Source organism: Streptomyces sp. NPDC059696, from assembly GCF_042733745.1.
GTDB lineage: Bacteria > Actinomycetota > Actinomycetes > Streptomycetales > Streptomycetaceae > Streptomyces.
The window spans coordinates 109,513-127,383 of the sequence record NZ_JBHWFG010000001.1; the positions used below are offsets into that span (position 1 = coordinate 109,513).

Annotated in this window: 20 protein-coding genes; 7 read left to right on the forward strand and 13 right to left on the reverse strand. The window is 71.8% G+C overall.

Annotation, left to right across the window (positions count from 1 at the left end; all coding sequences use genetic code 11):
- Positions 1-32 precede the first annotated feature (32 nt).
- Entirely contained in the window at positions 33-626 is a 594-nt protein-coding gene (locus tag ACFV20_RS00485; RefSeq protein ID WP_385650652.1) for a Uma2 family endonuclease, read from the forward strand.
- Between the two features lies 1 nt (position 627).
- On the opposite strand, the gene ACFV20_RS00490 is transcribed toward ACFV20_RS00485, so the two are convergent.
- Positions 628-1,548 (reverse strand): AEC family transporter, encoded by a 921-nt coding sequence (locus ACFV20_RS00490; protein WP_385650655.1) that lies wholly within the window; start codon positions 1,546-1,548, stop codon positions 628-630.
- Between the two features lie 174 nt (positions 1,549-1,722).
- Here ACFV20_RS00490 and ACFV20_RS00495 point away from each other — a divergent pair, with 174 nt between their 5' ends.
- Positions 1,723-2,109 carry an STAS domain-containing protein gene (locus ACFV20_RS00495; RefSeq protein ID WP_385651258.1) on the forward strand — a complete coding sequence of 129 codons (387 nt, stop codon included), beginning with the start codon at positions 1,723-1,725 and terminating at the stop codon, positions 2,107-2,109.
- Here ACFV20_RS00495 and ACFV20_RS00500 read toward each other — a convergent pair.
- Entirely contained in the window at positions 1,993-3,009 is a 1,017-nt protein-coding gene (locus tag ACFV20_RS00500) for a sigma-70 family RNA polymerase sigma factor (RefSeq protein ID WP_385650657.1), read from the reverse strand. The genes ACFV20_RS00495 and ACFV20_RS00500 overlap by 117 nt on opposite strands.
- Positions 3,010-3,226: 217 nt before the next feature.
- Positions 3,227-4,501 (reverse strand): MFS transporter, encoded by a 1,275-nt coding sequence (locus ACFV20_RS00505; RefSeq protein WP_385650659.1) that lies wholly within the window; start codon positions 4,499-4,501, stop codon positions 3,227-3,229.
- 63 nt (positions 4,502-4,564) lie between these two features.
- On the opposite strand from ACFV20_RS00505, the gene ACFV20_RS00510 reads away from it, so the two are divergent.
- Positions 4,565-5,527, forward strand: a complete 963-nt coding sequence (locus tag ACFV20_RS00510; protein WP_385650661.1) for a LysR family transcriptional regulator — start codon at positions 4,565-4,567, stop codon at positions 5,525-5,527.
- Between the two features lie 70 nt (positions 5,528-5,597).
- Here the strand turns inward: ACFV20_RS00510 and ACFV20_RS00515 are convergent, their stop codons facing one another.
- Entirely contained in the window at positions 5,598-6,356 is a 759-nt protein-coding gene (locus ACFV20_RS00515; RefSeq protein ID WP_385650663.1) for an alpha/beta hydrolase, read from the reverse strand.
- A 123-nt stretch (positions 6,357-6,479) separates the two neighbouring features.
- On the opposite strand from ACFV20_RS00515, the gene ACFV20_RS00520 reads away from it, so the two are divergent.
- Both ACFV20_RS00520 and ACFV20_RS00525 read left to right on the forward strand, forming a co-directional pair.
- Entirely contained in the window at positions 6,480-7,637 is a 1,158-nt protein-coding gene (locus ACFV20_RS00520; RefSeq protein ID WP_385650665.1) for an adenosine deaminase, read from the forward strand.
- 142 nt (positions 7,638-7,779) lie between these two features.
- Positions 7,780-8,127 (forward strand): ATP-binding protein, encoded by a 348-nt coding sequence (locus tag ACFV20_RS00525; protein WP_385650667.1) that lies wholly within the window; start codon positions 7,780-7,782, stop codon positions 8,125-8,127.
- 80 nt (positions 8,128-8,207) lie between these two features.
- On the opposite strand, the gene ACFV20_RS00530 is transcribed toward ACFV20_RS00525, so the two are convergent.
- From ACFV20_RS00530 to afsQ1, 5 genes are all read right to left on the reverse strand, one after another.
- Positions 8,208-8,420, reverse strand: a complete 213-nt coding sequence (locus ACFV20_RS00530; RefSeq protein ID WP_362234956.1) for a PspC domain-containing protein — start codon at positions 8,418-8,420, stop codon at positions 8,208-8,210.
- Positions 8,421-8,482: 62 nt separating this feature from the next.
- On the reverse strand, positions 8,483-9,067 hold the full coding sequence (locus ACFV20_RS00535; RefSeq protein WP_385650670.1) for a VanZ family protein: 585 nt from the start codon (positions 9,065-9,067) through the stop codon (positions 8,483-8,485).
- 286 nt (positions 9,068-9,353) lie between these two features.
- The gene (locus tag ACFV20_RS00540; protein WP_385650672.1) at positions 9,354-9,974 is read right to left on the reverse strand and encodes a hypothetical protein; all 621 of its coding nucleotides are present in this window, start codon (positions 9,972-9,974) and stop codon (positions 9,354-9,356) included.
- The gene (locus ACFV20_RS00545; RefSeq protein WP_385650675.1) at positions 9,971-11,575 is read right to left on the reverse strand and encodes an ATP-binding protein; all 1,605 of its coding nucleotides are present in this window, start codon (positions 11,573-11,575) and stop codon (positions 9,971-9,973) included. The genes ACFV20_RS00540 and ACFV20_RS00545 overlap by 4 nt, the downstream gene beginning before the upstream one ends.
- Positions 11,572-12,249, reverse strand: coding sequence for a two-component system response regulator AfsQ1 (afsQ1, locus tag ACFV20_RS00550; protein ID WP_053675520.1), 678 nt, complete (start codon positions 12,247-12,249; stop codon positions 11,572-11,574). The genes ACFV20_RS00545 and afsQ1 overlap by 4 nt, the downstream gene beginning before the upstream one ends.
- A 238-nt stretch (positions 12,250-12,487) precedes the next feature.
- Between afsQ1 and ACFV20_RS00555 the strand changes: the two genes are divergently transcribed.
- Complete coding sequence (locus tag ACFV20_RS00555; protein ID WP_385650679.1) at positions 12,488-13,243, forward strand: SigE family RNA polymerase sigma factor; 756 nt, start codon at positions 12,488-12,490, stop codon at positions 13,241-13,243.
- A 230-nt stretch (positions 13,244-13,473) separates the two neighbouring features.
- On the opposite strand, the gene ACFV20_RS00560 is transcribed toward ACFV20_RS00555, so the two are convergent.
- Together ACFV20_RS00560 and ACFV20_RS00565 are read right to left on the reverse strand one after the other, a co-directional pair.
- Positions 13,474-14,277 carry a DUF4253 domain-containing protein gene (locus tag ACFV20_RS00560; protein WP_385650681.1) on the reverse strand — a complete coding sequence of 268 codons (804 nt, stop codon included), beginning with the start codon at positions 14,275-14,277 and terminating at the stop codon, positions 13,474-13,476.
- Positions 14,277-14,981: a uridine kinase gene (locus ACFV20_RS00565; RefSeq protein WP_385650683.1), complete on the reverse strand. Its 705-nt coding sequence runs from the start codon at positions 14,979-14,981 to the stop codon at positions 14,277-14,279. The genes ACFV20_RS00560 and ACFV20_RS00565 overlap by 1 nt, the downstream gene beginning before the upstream one ends.
- Before the next feature lie 56 nt (positions 14,982-15,037).
- On the opposite strand from ACFV20_RS00565, the gene ACFV20_RS00570 reads away from it, so the two are divergent.
- The gene (locus tag ACFV20_RS00570; RefSeq protein WP_385650686.1) at positions 15,038-15,448 is read left to right on the forward strand and encodes a hypothetical protein; all 411 of its coding nucleotides are present in this window, start codon (positions 15,038-15,040) and stop codon (positions 15,446-15,448) included.
- Between the two features lie 94 nt (positions 15,449-15,542).
- Here ACFV20_RS00570 and ACFV20_RS00575 read toward each other — a convergent pair whose 3' ends face one another.
- Both ACFV20_RS00575 and ACFV20_RS00580 read right to left on the reverse strand, forming a co-directional pair.
- Positions 15,543-16,442: an aldehyde dehydrogenase family protein gene (locus ACFV20_RS00575; protein WP_385650689.1), complete on the reverse strand. Its 900-nt coding sequence runs from the start codon at positions 16,440-16,442 to the stop codon at positions 15,543-15,545.
- A complete protein-coding gene (locus tag ACFV20_RS00580) occupies positions 16,435-17,871 on the reverse strand; it encodes an aldehyde dehydrogenase family protein (protein WP_385650692.1) in 1,437 nt (478 codons plus the stop codon). The genes ACFV20_RS00575 and ACFV20_RS00580 overlap by 8 nt, the downstream gene beginning before the upstream one ends.

The window sequence follows — 17,871 nt, forward strand, 5'->3', positions numbered from 1 at the left end:
GGGATCGGTGACGCACCGATTGGAGAACCGCCATGAGCGCACTCACCGTCGACCACTCGACGGCCGACGGCCACGAGTGGGACGACCTCGTTCGGATCTGGCAGGAGACGGACGCGCCCGAGGGCTGCAAGGTGGAGATCATCGAGGGGATCGTCACCGTGGCACCACCGCCGTCCAACGCCCACAACGGCATCGCTGACCTGGTTCAGCGAGCCCTGTACGAGGTCATCCCGAGGCACTGGGGCATCTACCAGACTCTGGGTACGGCCGTCCCGTCCCGCGACGGGCTCTACATTCCTGATCTCGCGGTAGCCCCCAGGCAGGTGCTGCGTGACGAGGGTGGCAACTTCATCCCAGCAGCTGCCGCCGAACTCATCGTCGAGATCACGTCCAAGTCGAACGCGGCGCACGACCGGATCAAGAAGGCAGCAGGCTGCGCCCAGGCGGGTGTCCCGCTGTATCTGCTCATCGACGGCTGGGCCCCCGGCGGCCCCACCATCACGCTCTACGGCGAACCGCAACGGGATGTCTACCGGGTTCTCGACGCGGGCAAGTTCGGAGAACGTATCGCGCTGCCCGAGCCCTTCGGCCTCGAACTCGACACCGGCGAGTTCGCCGAGAACTGAGTCACCCCAGCACCGCCGCCACGACCACCAGCACCGGCACCGCCAGCACCGTCGACAGCAGGATCGCCTCCCGCGCCAGTACCTCGCCCACCCGGTAGCTGCTCGCGTACGTGAAGAGGTTCTGTGCCGCCGGCAGCGCGGAGGTCACCACCACGTCGAGCAGCAAGGCACCGCGCAGACCGAAGACGCCCGCCGCCAGGGCCCAGGCGGCCACAGGCTGCACCACGGACTTCAGGGCGACCGCGAGGAGCACCGGGGCCCGTTCCGCACCGCGCAGCGGGAGCGTGCTGCCGCGCAGGGAGATGCCGAACGCCAGCAGGACCGCCGGGACCGACATGTTGCCGATCAGGGTCAGAGGATCCAGCAGAGGGCCCGGCACCGTGAGGCCGGACGCCGAGACCGCCACCCCGGCCAGGGAGCCCAGCGCGATCGGATTGCGCAACGGCGTCAGCAGCCGCTGCCACAGGGGCCGCTTCGCCCCGCCGCTCGCCAGGTCCAGGACCGTCAGCGCCACCGGCGTCACCCCGACCAGCTGGAACAGCAGCACCGGCGCGACCAGCGAGGCGTCACCCAGCACGTACACGGCGATCGGAATGCCCAGGTTCCCGGAGTTGACGTAGCTGGAGCACAGCGCGCCGATCGTGGTCCGGCCCACGCCCCACCCGCGCGCCGCGCCCACCGCCACGAAGACACCCGCCGCCGCTGCCGTGCTCATCGCCGTGACCAGCAGCCGGTCGGAGAAGATCACCGACAGGTCGGCCTGCGCGAGGGTCGTGAAGAGCAGCGCCGGGGACGCCACGTGGAAGGCGAGCTTGGTCAGGACCTCGCGGCCGCCGTCGCCCAGATACCCCCGGCGGCCGATCAGATAGCCGACACCGATGACGACGGCGATGACCGCGAACCCGCTCAGCACCCCCTGCACGGCGCCCCCTCACCGGCGGGGAAGGCATCGGGCAGCGCGGCGGGAGCGGGTGGTTGGGGCATACACCCAACCCTCTGGGGAAGACGCGGGCGGGGTCAATGTGATCCTCACGGCGCCGACCCGCCGTGACCGCGCCCCCCGGGAGGACGGGACATCGCGATGCGCCACCCCGCGATGAGTTACCGCTGTCCGCCCGGTCTACCGATCGTGGACGCCATGACACCGCCCGTACTCGTACTGCCCGGCCCCGTCACCCGGGACGAGGTGAGGGGGCTCAGCGACGATGTGCGGGCACTGCTGCACGGCAGCGGTGCCCGGGTCGTGGTGTGCGACGTCGGGGGACTGGGGCCGCCGGGCCTCGCCGCCGTCGACCTGCTGGCGAAACTCCAGCTGGCCGCCCGCCGCGCCGGGGGAGGCATCCGGCTGCGCGCCCCCGACCCGGCCCTACGCGCCCTGCTCGACCTGGTCGGGCTCCGCTTCGAGGTGGAGGGGGAGATCGAAGAGCGGGAACCAGCGCTGGGTGTCGAGGAAGCAGTGGAACCCGGTGATCCGGCCGTCTGAGATCTCCAGCACCTGCACCGCCCACGGGGTGAAGCCGCCCTTCTCCGGGTCCGGCTTGTACTGGGCGAACCCCGGCAGGCCGTTGACCTGCACCGGCACCAGCCGGGAGCCGGCGCAGGGCGCGCCGAGGGTGGTCATGAAGCCGGTGATGTCCCGCGTGCCGGTCAGCCAGAGGTCGAACGGCGGCATCGTCATGACCGCGTCCTCGTGCAGCAGGGCCGTCAGCGCCGTCATGTCGTAGCCCTCGAAGGCCGCCACGTAGCGGTCGAGCAGCTTCTTCTGGTCCTCGTCCAGTGGGTCGGAGACGGCCGCGTCGGCGCCCGGCTCCCGCCGCTCGGCCAGGGTGGCGCGGGCCCGCTGGAGGGCGCTGTTCGCCGACGCCACCGAGGTGTCCAGCAGCTCGGCGACCTCACTGGCCTTCCAGGCCAGGACCTCGCGCAGGATCAGCACGGCGCGCTGCTTGGCCGGGAGCTTCTGCAGGGCGGCCATGAAGGCGAGCCGCACGGACTCCTTGGCGACCGCCGCCTCCGCCGGGTCGCCGGTCGTGGGCAGCACACGGGCGTCCGGCATGGGCTCCAGCCAGGTGTTGTCCGGTCGGGGGGAGAGGGCGGCCCGGGCGAGCGGGGTGGACTCGGTCAGATCCATGGGCCGGGCGCGCTTGTTGCCCGCGTTCAGCATGTCCAGGCACACGTTGGTCGCGATGCGGTAGAGCCAGGAGCGCAGGCTGGAGCGGCCTTCGAACTTGTCGTAGCTGCGCCAGGCGCGGACCATCGTGTCCTGCACCGCGTCCTCGGCCTCGAAGGAGGAGCCGAGCATGCGGTAGCAGTAGCCGGTCAGCTCCGTGCGGTGTGCCTCCAGCCTGGTGTCAAGGTCCGTCGGTGTCGCCGTGCCGTTCGCCATCTCCACCCACCCCTGTGGACGTTCTGTTCACGCGCCGTTGCGCCCCAGCACTTCGGAAGCTACCGCAGCCCACTGACAACGGCCCCCCGGGCGCACGAAAGCGCAGGTCGAAGCAGTCCGACAGAAATCCCCCTGCCCCGGTCCGGTGGTCAGCCGGCGCGGACGGTGTCCGCACCCACTGACCACCGGACCCGAACAGGGGGACCGGCGCCGAGGCTCAGGCCGCCGCGGCCAGGTGGCGGCGTTGCAGGCGGGCCGCCCGGGTTCCGAAGACGATGATCGTCACGACGCCCAGGACCGCCAGCAGGCCGACCCCGACCGTCCCGGCCCAGCCGCCCGCGTGGAAGGCGATCGCGCCGAGCGTGCTGCCCGCGCTGGAGCCGATGTAGTACGCCGACTGGTACAGCGCCGAGGCCTGGGCGCGGCCGTGCGTGGCCGTCTTGCTGACCGCAGAGGAGGCGACCGCGTGGCCCGCGAAGAAGCCCGCCGTGATCAGGACCAGACCCAGCAGGACCAGCGGGAGGGAGCCCGCCAGGGACAGCAGCAGGCCCGCCGCGGTCGTGCCGCCGCCCGCGTACAGCGCGCCCCTGCGGCCCAGCCGTCCGACCAGCCGGCCCGCGGTCGACGCCGACACCGTGCCCACCAGGTACACCAGGAAGATCGAGCCGATGATGCCCTGCGGCAGCGAGAACGGGGCCTCGGTCAGCCGGTAGCCGATGACCGTGTACACGCCGCCGAACACCGTCATGAACAGCGCGCCGATCGCGTACAGCCGGCACAGCAGCGGGTTGGACAGGTGGTCACGGACCGTACGGGCCAGGACCCGCGGGCGCAGCGAGCCGGCCTTGAAGTGCCTCGGCGCGGGCAGCAGCAGCCGGAAGGCCACCGCGCACGCCACGGCGATCACCCCGATGACTCCGACGGCGACCCGCCAGCCCCACTCCTGCGCGACCCAGCCGGTGATGACCCGGCCGCTCATCCCGCCCACGCTGTTGCCCGCGACGAACAGGCCGATCGCGGTGACCAGCGCCTTGGGGCTGACCTCCTCCGCGAGGTACGCGGTCGCCGACGCCGGCAGGCCGGCCAGGGCCGCGCCCTGCAACGCCCGCAGCGCGACCAGCACACCGAGGGAGGGGGCCAGGGGCACCAGCAGCCCGAGCGTGACGGCCACGGCCAGCGACGCGGTCATGACCGCCCGGCGTCCGAAGCGCTCCGACAGGGCGCTCATCGGCAGCACGAACAGCGCCAGCCCGCCCGTCGCGGCGGCCACCGTCCAGCTCGCGTCGCTCGCCGCCACCCCGAACTCGCCGGAGATCAGCGGGAGAAGGGCCTGGGTGGAGTACAGCAGCGCGAAGGTCGCGACACCCGCGAGGAAGAGGGCGAAGCTCATCCGGCGGTAGCCGGGGCCACCCGGGGAGACGCGTGAGTCGACGGCAGGGACAGAGGCATCGGCGCCCACGACGGTGGACGCCCCGGTACTGGCGGGAGACATGCCTCGAACCTACGGACGCCCGCACTCATCCGTCCAATGCATGGAACGGTGATAATCGTTCCCATGGCGCATCAACGAAGCTCACAGCCTCGCCTGTCACCAAGCAGTGACACAGAAGGCAGGGCGGAGATGTCGAAACTGCTGGCTCCGCGCCTGGCGTACTTCGCGGGCGTCGCCCGCACCGAGCACGTCACGCGCGCCGCCCAGGAGATGAACGTCCCCCAGTCGACCCTCTCGCGCTCCATGGCCCGCCTGGAGCAGGACCTGGGCGTCGACCTGTTCGCCCGGCACGGCCGCACCGTCTCCCTCACCCCGGCCGGCCGCACCTTCCTCGCCTCCGTCGAACGGGCCCTCGCCGAGGTCGAGCGCGCCGCCGAGGAGGTGCGCGCCGACGCCGACCCCACCACCGGCAAGGTCGCCTTCGGCTTCCTGCACACCATGGGCGCCGAGACCGTACCGGGCCTCCTGCACGCCTTCCGCGCCGACCACCCGCGCGTGCGCTTCAGCCTCGTCCAGAACTACGGCGAGGCCATGCTGGAAGGCCTGCGCGCCGGCGAGCTCGACCTGTGCCTGACGTCCCCGGTGCCGGACGCCCCCGACCTGGTGGCCCGCCGCCTGGACGAGCAGAAGCTGCGTCTGGTCGTCCCCGCCGACCATTCCCTCGCGGGCCGCCGCCGCATCCGCCTCGCCGAGGCCGCCGACGAAACCTTCGTCACCCTGGAACCCGGCTACGGCCTGCGCCGCATCACCGACGACCTCTGCAAGGAGGCCGGTTTCAAACCCCGCATCGCCTTCGAGGGGGAGGAGGCGGAAACGCTGAGGGGCCTGGTGGCGGCGGGCCTCGGCGTGGCCCTCCTGCCCCCACCGGCCGTCCCCCGCCCGGGCGTCGTGGAACTGACGGTCACGGCACCGAGAGCCGTCCGCGAGATCGGCGTCGCCTGGCTGGAAGGCCACCCGGACACACCCCCGGTGGCGGCTTTCAAGAGGTTCCTGCTCTCGAGAAGGGGCAGTCTGCTGCCGACTTGAGGGGCGCGGGGAACTGCGCGACGAGCCACATGCGACCGGCACGGGCCGCCGGACAGGCACCCCAGCGGCGCTACCGCCTCGAAGGACTGAACCCCGCGGCCAACGGCATCCGCAACCCCAACGGCGGCGGAGCGGCGAACGCATCCCGCACCGGCCGCGACACCGCCCGCCCGAACAGCGCCCCCATCACGAAGTCCTCGGCCAGTGCAAGCACTTCGTCCCGGTACTGATGCAACCCGTGCCCGTCCGCGTGCACTTCGAACCGGCACACGTCCCGGTTCGCCTTCTTCGCCCGCGCCGCCAGCCGGAACGACAGCTCCGGATCCGTCCGCCCGTCGTTCGTGCCGTGCACGATCAGCACCTGGCGCCCGACCAACTGTTTCACCGGTTCGGGTGGCGCCGAGATGTCCTCCTCCGGCAGCCAAGGGGCGAGCGCCAGCACGGAGTTGACGGCGTCGTGACCACCCGCCCGCAGCCCGGCCCGGCCGCCCATCCCGAGACCGAGCAGGCAGACCGGGACGTCCCCGTACCGCCGTACGACCTCGTCGGCCGCCCATGTCGCGTCCTGCGCGAGGTTGGCGTCGCTGCCGTTCCAGCCACGGCAGCGGTAGTGCACGACGTGCGCGGCGAGGCCCTCGTCCCGGCCCGCGCGGGCCAGCCGGCGTCCGACGGCGCGCACCGAGGCGGTCGCCAGCAGGGGCGACGGTCTGCGGCCGGAGACCTCGTCGCCGCCCGGGAGCAGCAGCACCACGCCGCTCACCGCCGTCGGTTCCGGACCGAGTGCCCTGCCCAGCCGTGCCCTGCGAACCGGCGTCACTTGGTGTGCCATGACAGAACAGTGTCAGAAGCGCGGGTGTACGCGACCCGTCGCCGGGGTCACCGTTGCGTATCGACGAAAACGCACGGGGTACGGCAACGCGCCGTCTACGCGCGTAGGAGTTAGAGTGCGGAAATGACGAGCCAGACCATTGCGAACACCCCGACAACGGACCAGATCCGCCGGGCGCCCAAGGTTCTGCTGCACGACCACCTCGACGGCGGTCTGCGCCCCGGCACGATCGTCGAACTCGCCCGCGAGAACGGCTACACCCAGCTCCCGGACACCGACCCCGACAAGCTCGGCGTCTGGTTCCGCGAGGCCGCCGACTCCGGTTCCCTGGAACGGTACTTGGAGACGTTCTCCCACACCGTCGGCGTCATGCAGACCCGGGACGCCCTGGTCCGGGTCGCCGCCGAGTGCGCCGAGGACCTGGCCGCGGACGGCGTCGTCTACGCCGAGGTGCGCTACGCCCCCGAGCAGCACCTGGAGGGCGGCCTCAGCCTCGAAGAGGTCGTCGAGGCCGTCAACGAGGGCTTCCGGGAAGGGGAGCGGCGCGCCCGGGAGAACGGCGCGCGCATCCGCGTGGGCGCGCTGCTCACCGCCATGCGGCACGCGGCCCGCGCCCTGGAGATCGCCGAACTCGCCAACCGATACCGGGACCTGGGCGTCGTCGGCTTCGACATCGCGGGCGCCGAGGCCGGCTACCCGCCCACCCGGCACCTGGACGCCTTCGAGTACCTCAAGCGCGAGAACAACCACTTCACCATCCACGCCGGGGAGGCCTTCGGGCTGCCCTCCATCTGGCAGGCCCTCCAGTGGTGCGGCGCCGACCGGCTCGGGCACGGCGTGCGGATCATCGACGACATCCAGGTCCACGAGGACGGCCGGGTCGAACTCGGGCGGCTCGCCTCCTACGTCCGGGACAAGCGCATCCCGCTGGAGCTGTGCCCGAGCTCCAACCTCCAGACCGGGGCCGCGTCCTCGTACGCCGAGCACCCCATCGGTCTGCTGCGCCGGCTGCACTTCCGGGCCACGGTCAACACGGACAACCGGCTGATGTCCCACACCAGCATGAGCCGGGAATTCGAGCATCTCGTCGAGGCATTCGGATACACACTCGACGACATGCAGTGGTTCTCTGTCAATGCGATGAAATCAGCGTTCATTCCTTTCGATGAACGACTGGCCATGATCAATGACGTCATCAAGCCCGGATATGCCGAGCTGAAATCCGAATGGTTGTTCCGTCAAACCGCCTCCACCAGCGGTTCCGCCCCCTCGGACGACTGAATCGGAGGTATTCGGCTCACGACGGGCGCCGACCGTGTTCACAATCCGTCCGCATTTCGATGTTTGCGGCGGGTGGTGCCGGGTGTCTACGGTCGCTGGACCGCTCACCCACTTTCGTCATCCCGTTACGAGGACGCATTTCATGAAGCAGTCTGCTGCCAAGTCCCTCGGTGTCGCCGCTCTCGGTGCCGCCTTCGCCGCTTCCGGTGCGGGCGCCGCCAACGCCGCCCTCCCGGACACCGCCCAGACCCTGGAGACCGTCACCGCGGCGCTCCCGGCGGAGCAGCTCTCCCAGACGCTGCCGGGCTCGGGTGAGGCGCTGGGCCAGGGGCAGACGGCGGCCGGTGCCGGTCTCGCCGCCGCCCAGCCGATCGCCGAGCAGATCCTCGCCCACGGCCCGACGGGCCCGGCCGCCAAGCTGCTGGGCGGGCTCCCGGTGCAGGGGCTGCCCACGCACGGCCTGCCGGTGAACGGCGTGCCGGTCGGCTGACCCGCCGCCCACGCGGACACACCTGCCGATGGGGCGCACCCGCTCGGGGTGCGCCCCATCGGCGTTCTCGCGTACGGGCGTTACCAGGCCGTTCGGGCCTTGCCGTGGGTCGTGTCCTCCGCGGGCAGCAGGATCCACAGCGCGATGTACAGCAGGAACTGCGGGCCGGGCAGCAGGCACGAGATCAGGAAGATCACCCGCATCGTGGTGGCCGAGGTGCCGAAGCGCCGTGCCAGTGCGGCGCACACTCCGCCGATCATGCGGCCGTGGGTGGGGCGGGCGAGGCGGGACATGTGCGACTCCTTCGTGAGGGTGTGTGAGGCCTCTCGTCCGAGTACCCCATCTGCCCTCCACGCTACGGAGACGAAGGGGGCAAAGCGTCGCTCCACGGGGCGATCCCGACCCTGGGAATCGTCGGGGTCCGACCCTGAGCCGGCTCCTCCGCGAGCAGGGGCGTGCGCGGTGGCCGGGCGGTGGTGCGGCGGCGCAGCCAGGAGCGTCCCGCCGGGACCAGCGCGAGATGCGTGAGGGCCACGCCCAGGGTGTTCAGGAACAGCGAGTCGACGTCGACGACCTGACCGGGCACGCCCGTCTGCAGCAGCTCGATGCCCCAGGAGAGCAGCGCGGCGGCCGCGACGGTGCGCAGCAGGGACGCCAGCGGCGAGACGTCCAGTCTGCCGCCGGCCAGCGGCAGCAGCACACCCAGCGGCGCGAGCAGGGCCAGCCCCTCTCCGATCCGGCGGGCCGCCTCGGGCCAGCCCAGGGCGAGATCGGCCCGGATACCCGCGAACGGCCTGAGATTCGCCGGCATCACCCAGGGCACGTCCAGCGGCCGCAGCGTGAGCCAGGCGACGAACGCCAGGTGTGCGACGAGGAGGACACCTCCTGTCACACGGATGCGGGACGCGGCGCTGCCGCCGATGGAGCCTTGACGCTGCACGCCCCCCAAGACGCCGCCTCCGACGCCTTCGGTTCCGGGATCGACCCCGCCGACCCCATGAGTCATACGCCACAGCCCCGAGGGGGCCCCTTCCCGGGACGGGCGTACGCAACGGTCCCGGGCGAACGACCCTGCCGGGCCACGGGCATGCGCCACAGCCCCGGCAGGTCACCCTCCGGCCACGGGAACCACTACAGCCCCGGGCGGGTCCCCCGAGCACAGGCATGAGCGGCAGCCCCAGCCCGGTCACCGTCGGCTACGGGTATGTGCCGCAGCCCCGGCCCGGTCACTCCCCGGCTGCGTCCTTCGACGGTGGCTCCGTGCTGCCCGGGCGGGCCCGTACCTCGTCGGTGCACTCGTAGCGGCGCGGGCTCTCGGCGCCGGGGCCGCCCAGCACGACCGAACCGTCGCCGTCGGCCGCCGCCGAGTCGGAGAAGGTGCACACGATCTGCGCGAGGGCGTACGAGGTGAGACCGGCCGGCGCCGTGCTCAGCCGCAGCGTGTCGTCCGGGTCACCGGGGCGCGGCTCGCCGACGGTGATGCCGCCGCGGACGTCCGTGCTGTAGCCGGCTTCCTTCTCGGCGGTCGACGGCGGTGCGGCCAGCTGGTCCAGCAGGCCCTGCGCGACGAGCAGGCGCCGCTCGGAGTCCGCCGCGCCCTCCGGGACCCGCACGGTCCGGTCGACCGTCACCAGCGAGGACCCGCACAGCAGGAACACCTGCACCGGCAGCCCCCGCGCCGCCTGGGCGGAGACGTCCGGCTCGGAGAGGGAACACTGCACCCGCGAGGGCGCGGGCCCGAAGTTCGTCGGCACCTCCGTGGCCCGGATCCCGCAGCCGGCCAGCAGCACGGCGAGCGCCGGAACGGCGAGCAGCCGGGATACGGCCGCCCCACGCGCGGTCCTCATACGTCCCCCTTCGCGTCCTCGCCCCGGGGCCGGTCGCCACCGCTCCCCGGCGCCGGCTCGTCCTCGGCGGGCTGCTCCTCCGCCGGCGACGTGCCGCGCGGCAGCCGCAGCGTGAACACCGCGCCCGAATCGGGCGAGTTCGCCGCGGTGATCTCACCGCCGTGGATGTGGGCGTTCTCCAGCGCGATGGACAGTCCCAGGCCACTGCCCTCGGACCGCGGCCGCGAGGCGCTGGCCTTGTAGAAGCGGTCGAAGACGTGCGGCAGGACGTCCTCCGGGATGCCGGGCCCGTGGTCCCGCACCTCGATGACGATCGAGTCGTCCGCCTCCCGCACGGACACCCGCACCGGGGAGCCGCCGTGCTTGAGCGCGTTGCCGATGAGGTTCGCCAGGATGACGTCCAGGCGCCGCGGATCCAGGCGGGCGTGCAAGCCCCGCTCGGCGTCCAGCTCGACCGCGTCCAGCCAGGCGCGGGCGTCGATGCAGGCGGTGATCTGGTCGGCGATGTCGACGTCGTCCAGGACCAGCCGGGCGGTGCCCGCGTCGAAGCGGGTGACCTCCATCAGGTTCTCCACCAGGTCGTTCAGCCGCCGCGTCTCGCTGACGACCAGCCGGACGGCGGGCTCGATCATCGGGTCCATGCTCCCGGTCTCCGCCTCCAGCTCCTCCTCCAGCACCTCCGTCACGGCGGTGATCGCGGTGAGCGGCGTCCGCAGCTCATGGCTCATGTCCGCCACGAACCGCCGGGACGCCTCGTCCCGCGCGGCCATCTCGGCGACCCGCTTCTCCAGCGCCTCCGCGGCGTTGTTGAACGTCCGCGACAGATCAGCGAGTTCATCGGTCCCGGACACCCTGAGCCGGGTGTCCAGCTTGCCCTCGCCGAGCCGCCGCGCGGCCGTCCCGAGCCGCTGCACCGGCTTCAGCACGGTCGTCGCCGCGGCCTGCGCCAGCAGCGCCGAGCCGATCAGCGCGAGCCCCGTGGCGATGCCCAGCGACCAGGCCAGCGAGTTGAGGTCCTTGGCCTCCGGCTCCAGCGACTTGAGCATGTAACCGGTCGGGCCGCCGCCGATCACCCGCGTACCGGCGACCAGGTACGGGGTGTCGTGGTCGACTATCCGCTGCCAGTACAGGTGATAGGGGTACTTGTTGGCCTCGTCGACCTGCTGCGTCCTGTTGACCGCCGTGCGCAGCGACTCGGGCACGTCACGCAGCGAGAAGCCGTTCAGCCCGCCGGAGCTGCCGTAGACGGTCCGGCCCTCGGCGTCGCGGCCGACCAGCAGCACGCTGAAACGCTGGTCGCTGCCCGCCATCTGGCCCGCCGTGTGCTGCAGCTCGTCCTGCGTGGGACGCTCGGGAAGCGCGCCCGCCCGGTTCTGCATCTCCTGCTCGAAGTCGTGCAGCACGGCGTCCTGGGTGCGGGTGAGCACGGCCTCGCGGTTGAGCCAGTACGCGATGGCCGACGCGGACACGGCGGCCGTCAGGGCCACCAGACCGAACACGACGACCAGCCGCAGCCGCAGGCTGGTGAAGCGCAGCCCCGACAGAACTCCCTTGCGCGCCCCGGTCCAGCCGCGGGCCCCCCCTTGGTGCGCCTGGGTCACTGAGGCGCGTCCAGCCGGTAGCCGACACCCCGCACGGTACGGATCAGCGTCGGGGACGACGGCACATCCTCGACCTTGGCCCGCAGCCGCTGGACGCAGGCGTCCACGAGCCGCGAGTCGCCCAGGTAGTCGTGCTCCCAGACCAGGCGCAGCAACTGCTGGCGGGACAGCGCCTGGCCCGGCCGCCGGCTCAGCTCCAGCAGCAGCCGCAACTCGGTCGGCGTGAGCTGGAGGTCCTCGCCGTTCTTCGTGACCGTCATCGCCGAGCGGTCGATGACGAGGCTGCCGAAGCTCGCCGCGTCGTTCGACTCCCGCTCGCCGCGCCGCAGCACGGCCCGGATCCGGGCGTCGAGCACCCGCCCCTGCACCGGTTTGACGACATAGTCGTCGGCGCCGGACTCCAGCCCGACCACCACGTCGATGTCGTCGCTGCGCGCGGTCAGCAGGATGATCGGCAACTGGTCCGTGCGCCGGATGCGCCGGCACACCTCGAACCCGTCGATGCCGGGCAGCATCACGTCCAGCACGATCAGATCCGGCCGCTGCTCGCGGAGCAGCTTCAGACCGTCCTCACCGCTGGCAGCGGTCGCCACGCGGTGGCCCTGGCGCGTCAGTGAGAGCTCCAGGGCCGTCCGGATGGCGTCGTCGTCCTCGATCAGCAACAGGGAAGGCACGCGCTCATTCTGGCCCATGGAGGGGCCGGGGTTCGACCGGTGGGTCCCACTCGATGCGGGCCGGTACCGCCGGGGTGTGTGGACGACCTGTGGACGAGGTGTGGCCGACCCTTGTGACAGGTCTGTGACAGTCGGCGGACACGGCCATGAAAGTGCCGCGGCAAGCTTTTCGGCACAGGCAAGGAAGCCCGCCCAACCGGCGGGCCGCACATCGGAAGTCCACGACGGGGGGCGCGAGATGAACACGCTGCACGGCATCAGCACCAGCGCAGTTGTCACGCGTCTGCACGACGTGCACAGGGGGTCCGAGAAGTCCGGTGCCACGAGCGGGCGGGGGTGCGCTCGCGGTACCGGGCGTCAGCACACCGGGTTCATGACGGTGGTCGACGCACACACGGGGGAGAACAAGGGGACGGGGGCGGCTCACGGGGGAGCCGCGTACAGGGAGGGCTCGGGGGAGCGCCGCTCGCTGACGGAGGCGGAGTTCACCGCCTACGTCCAGGAGCGTCGCGCCTCCCTGTACGCAACCGCCTACCACCTGACCGGCGACCGCTTCGAGGCCGAGGACCTGCTGCAGAGCGCGCTGTTCTCGACCTACCGGGCGTGGGACCGGATCAGCGACAAGGCCGCGGTCGGCGGATACCTCCGCCGCACCATGACCAACCTGCACATCAGCGCCTGGCGGCGCCGCAAGCTCAACGAGTACCCGACCGAGGAACTGCCGGAGACGCCCGGCGACACGGACGCGATGCGCGGCACCGAGCTGCGCGCGGTCCTGTGGCAGGCGCTGGCCCGGCTGCCCGAACTCCAGCGCACCATGCTGGTCCTGCGCTACTACGAGGGCCGCACGGACCCGGAGATCGCGGAGATCCTCGACATCAGTGTCGGCACGGTGAAGTCCAGCATCTGGCGGTCGCTCCGCCGGCTGCGCGAGGACGAGGTCCTCAGCTTCGGCCGTGACGAGGAGGACGCCTTCGGCGAGCTCGTCGCCTGAAGGTTCGGGGGGGAGCACCACAAGGGGGCCCCACGGGGGAACCGCGGGGACGCCGGGGGGCGTCCTGGTAGGAGAGTGGGGACTGCAGAGACGCTGGGGGGTGTCTCCGCAGGACAGCGGGGGGACTCGGGGGAGGACAACGGGGGAGTACGGAAGCGGGACTGGAGGGCCGGGGGGTCCGTCCAGTCCCGCTTCTCATGCTGTGTGCTCCCGCGGCTGAGTCGGGCGGCTCAGTCCCACCAGAAGAACCAGAACCGCGTCGGCGCCTGGTGTGCGGCGACCTCCGGCAGCCCGCCGATGAGCTGGTCGAAGTCGGGGCAGTACGCGTAGTGCTCGATCGCGACCCGCGCCACCTGGAGCGGATCCGTCGGAGGGTTCCGGACCGACAGCAGGAGCGCGTCGGTGTCGAGGTAGCAGATCTCGGCCCCGAACCGGTCGTGCCACTCGCGCAGGACGTCGGCGTGATCCCGGTACGAGAGGGACTCCCGGCCCGGGAACGGGGTGTGGTTCGGTGTGTCGGGAGCGTCCAGGAGTTCCGGCAGCCCGGCCGGGTCCCCGGTGGGGACGAGGCAGATCCACTCCGGCGGCCCCGCGAAGAAGGTGGCGAGGCGTGTTTCCGCGGGCCGGGGCGGCGCGGAGTGCGGAACGGCGGCGACGAGTCGTCCGGCCAGGTCGTCCAGGTCCCGCACGGGCAGGCGTCCCGTCGGCGGCCGGAACGTCTCCGCCTCCTTGAGCAGTTCCCCCGCCTGAAGCTCCACCAGTCGGGCGACGAACGGCCCGTGGGTCTCGCCGCGGTGACTGCCGTCCGGTAGGTCTGCCCACTCCCAGTCCGACGGCTGAGTGTGGGTGATGAACGGCCACCATCCCGTGTCCGCGTGGCGCTCACGGGCGCGCCGCCACACGTCCAGGCACGCGTCCGGCGTGCACCGGAAGCCCAGGAGGGTGCCCCCGCGCGGGGTGCGCACCCGTTGGACGTCCTGTGCCCGCGCGCCCAGTTCGGTCGCGAGCGTGGTCCCGGCGTCCGCCCGGGGCATCAGGCCGCCGTGCCGAGCCCCGCGCACCGGCCGGCCGCCGCTGCCGCCAGTCGGCCCATCGCCTCGTCGCGGTCGCAGGCGTACGCGCCCAGCGCCGTCTGACGGGCGACGATCGTGCGCTCCTGCCGCATCAGGCGCCAGCCGCGGCGCAGCAGGAACGGCACGGACTTGCGGCCCTCCCTGAGGTCCCGCAGGAAGCGGCGGCGGAACGTCTGCACCGGGCCCCGGCTCAGGCACAGCGCGTCGGCGAGGACGCCGAGTTCACGGCAGCGCGTGACGATCTCCGCGGCGAAGATGCCCTCCGCGATGAACAGCCGGGTCCGCCCGATGTCGACCGTGTCGGCGCCGGTACGGGCGCTCAGCGAGAGATCGTAGACGGGGACGTCCGTACGGCCCGTGCCGCACAGCTCCACGATGGCGGCGACGGCCGCGTCCGCGTCCCACGAGCCGGGATGGTCCCAGTCGATGTCGGAACTCTCCGCCACCAGGGGCAGGGTCGGGTCGTCACCCTCCTTGTAGAAGTCGTCGAGCCGCAGCACCGGAAGGCCGGAGCGGGCCGCGAGGAGGGACTTGCCGGAGCCGGAAGGGCCGCAGAGCAGCACGACGCGCGTCGATAGGGGCAGAGGAGAACTCACGGGACACCAGTGTGAGGCATCCACCGGGGGCCGTACGACCCCGCGGGTCGGCTTTGATGCGCGCGTCACACCTCAACTACCCTCGGTCCCGACACGATTACCCAGTGCAGTAGAAGGTGGCAGTCATGGCCCGACACGACTCTCCCAAGAAGCCGGCCGCCCAGCGTGCCCTGGCCGTCCTCGCGACCGCGGGCGTGGCGCTGGGGGCGGGCGCCGCGTCGGCCGCGGCGGACACCGAGTCGGTCTTGGGCGTGGTGAACTCCCGTCCCACCTCCCTCGGCAAGATCGACCCGCAGTCCGGCCTCCAGGCCGTGACCGGCACCGTCGGCTACGTCACCGGCCCGGTCGCCGGCCTCAAGCCCAATCCGCTCGCCGGTACGGGAGTCGACCCGCTCGACAACGGCATCGGCACCGGCCTCGCCGACTTCAAGCCGATGACGTCCCAGGCGCTGACGGGTCCCGTGGCGCAGGCGCAGTCGATCGGGAGCATCCCGGTGGTGGGGCAGGCGGTCGGGCTGCTGTCGCAGCAGCAGTAGGCGCGGGCACGGAAGAAGCCCCGGCCCTCCCGGACGGAGGAGGGCCGGGGCTTCGGCTGTGAGGTGCCCGGGGGACGTGCCCGCCGGAAGGCTCCTAGTAGGAGGAACCCGACGCGCCGAGCGAACCCGTGGGGTGCCAGACCGTCTTGGTCTCCAGGAACGCCGTCATGCGGTCGGTGCCGGGCGTCTCCGTGTAATCCACAGGCTGTGGACGGAGAACCCGCTTGAGGTTGTCGGCCGCGGCGATCTCCAGCTCCTTCGCCAGCACCTCGTCGGCGCCCGCGAGGTCGATCGCGTTGACGTCCTGGTGGGACGCGAGCGGGGTGGCGATCTCCGCCGTGCGGCCCGACAGGACGTTGACCACGCCGCCGGGGACGTCCGACGTGGCCAGCACCTCGGCCAGGGACAGCGCGGGCAGCGGGGCCTTCTCGCTGGCCACCACGATCGCCGTGTTGCCGGTCGCGATCACCGGGGCGAGCACCGACACCAGGCCCAGGAACGACGACTCCTGCGGCGCCAGCACCGCGACCACGCCCGTCGGTTCGGGGGAGGACAGGTTGAAGAACGGACCCGCGACCGGGTTGCCGCCGCCGACCACCTGGGCGATCTTGTCGGTCCAGCCCGCGTACCAGACCCAGCGGTCGATCGTCGCGTCGACGACCACGCCCGCCTTGGACTTGGACAGGCCCTCCGCGTCGGCCACCTCGCGCGTGAACTGGTCGCGGCGGCCCTCCAGCATCTCGGCGACGCGGTATAGCACCTGACCGCGGTTGTACGCCGTCGCCCCCGACCAGCCGCCGAACGCCTTGCGCGCCGCGACGACCGCGTCCCGGGCGTCCTTGCGGGAGGACAGCGGTGCGTTCGCCAGCCACTTGCCCTTCGTGTCGGTCACCTCGTACACCCGGCCGCTCTCGGAACGCGGGAACTTCCCGCCGACGTACAGCTTGTAGGTCTTGAAGACGCTCAGGCGCTGCTGCTCGGACTTGTCAGACATCGAGGTACGCCTCCAGGCCGTGGCGGCCGCCCTCGCGGCCGAAGCCCGACTCCTTGTAACCGCCGAACGGCGACGTCGGGTCGAACTTGTTGAACGTGTTGGACCAGACGACACCCGCGCGGAGCTTGTTCGCGACCGCCAGGATGCGCGAGCCCTTCTCCGTCCAGATGCCGGCGGACAGGCCGTACGGCGTGTTGTTGGCCTTGGCGACCGCCTCGTCCGGCGTGCGGAACGTCAGCACCGACAGCACCGGCCCGAAGATCTCGTCGCGGGCGATCCGGTGCGCCTGGGTGACGTTCGTGAACAGCGTCGGGGCGAACCAGTAGCCGCTCTCCGGCAGCTCGCACGCCGGCGACCAGCGCTCGGCGCCCTCCGCCTCGCCCTGCTCGACGAGCGAGGTGATGCGGGTGAGCTGCTCCTCGGAGTTGATCGCGCCGATGTCCGTGTTCTTGTCCAGCGGGTCGCCGAGGCGCAGCGTGGACAGGCGGCGCTTCAGGGACTCCAGGAGCTCCTCCTGGATCGACTCCTGCACCAGCAGGCGGCTGCCCGCGCAGCAGACCTGGCCCTGGTTGAAGAAGATGCCGTTGACGATGCCCTCGACGGCCTGGTCGATGGGGGCGTCGTCGAAGACGATGTTCGCGCCCTTGCCGCCCAGTTCGAGCGTGACCTTCTTGCGGGTCCCGGCGACCGTGCGGGCGATCTCCTTGCCGACGGCCGTGGAACCGGTGAAGGCCACCTTGTTCACGTCCGGGTGGGCGACCAGCGCCGCGCCCGCGTCGCCGTAGCCCGGGAGGATGTTGACGACACCCTTGGGCAGGCCGGCCTGGCGGCAGATGTCCGCGAAGAACAGCGCGGACAGGGGGGTCGTCTCGGCCGGCTTCAGGACGACCGTGTTGCCCGTGGCGAGCGCCGGGGCGATCTTCCACGCGAGCATCAGCAGCGGGAAGTTCCACGGGATGACCTGGCCCGCGACGCCGAGCGGCCTCGGGTTCGCGCCGAAGCCGGCGTGGTCGAGCTTGTCGGCCCAGCCCGCGTAGTAGAAGAAGTGCGCGGCGACCAGGGGGAGGTCCGCGTCGCGGGTCTCCTTGATCGGCTTGCCGTTGTCGAGGGTTTCGAGGACGGCGAGCTCGCGCGAACGCTCCTGGATGATCCGAGCGATGCGGAACAGGTACTTCGCGCGCTCCGCGCCCGGCAGCGCCGACCACTTCTCGAACGCCCGGCGCGCGGCCTTCACCGCGCGGTCGACGTCCTCGGAACCGGCCTGCGCGATCTCGGACAGGACCTCCTCGGAGGACGGCGAGACGGTCTTGAAGACCTTGCCGTCGGCCGCCTCGACGAACTCGCCGTCGATGAACAGGCCGTAGGAGGGCGCGATGTCGACGATCGCGCGCGACTCGGGGGCCGGGGCGTATTCGAATACCGATGCCAT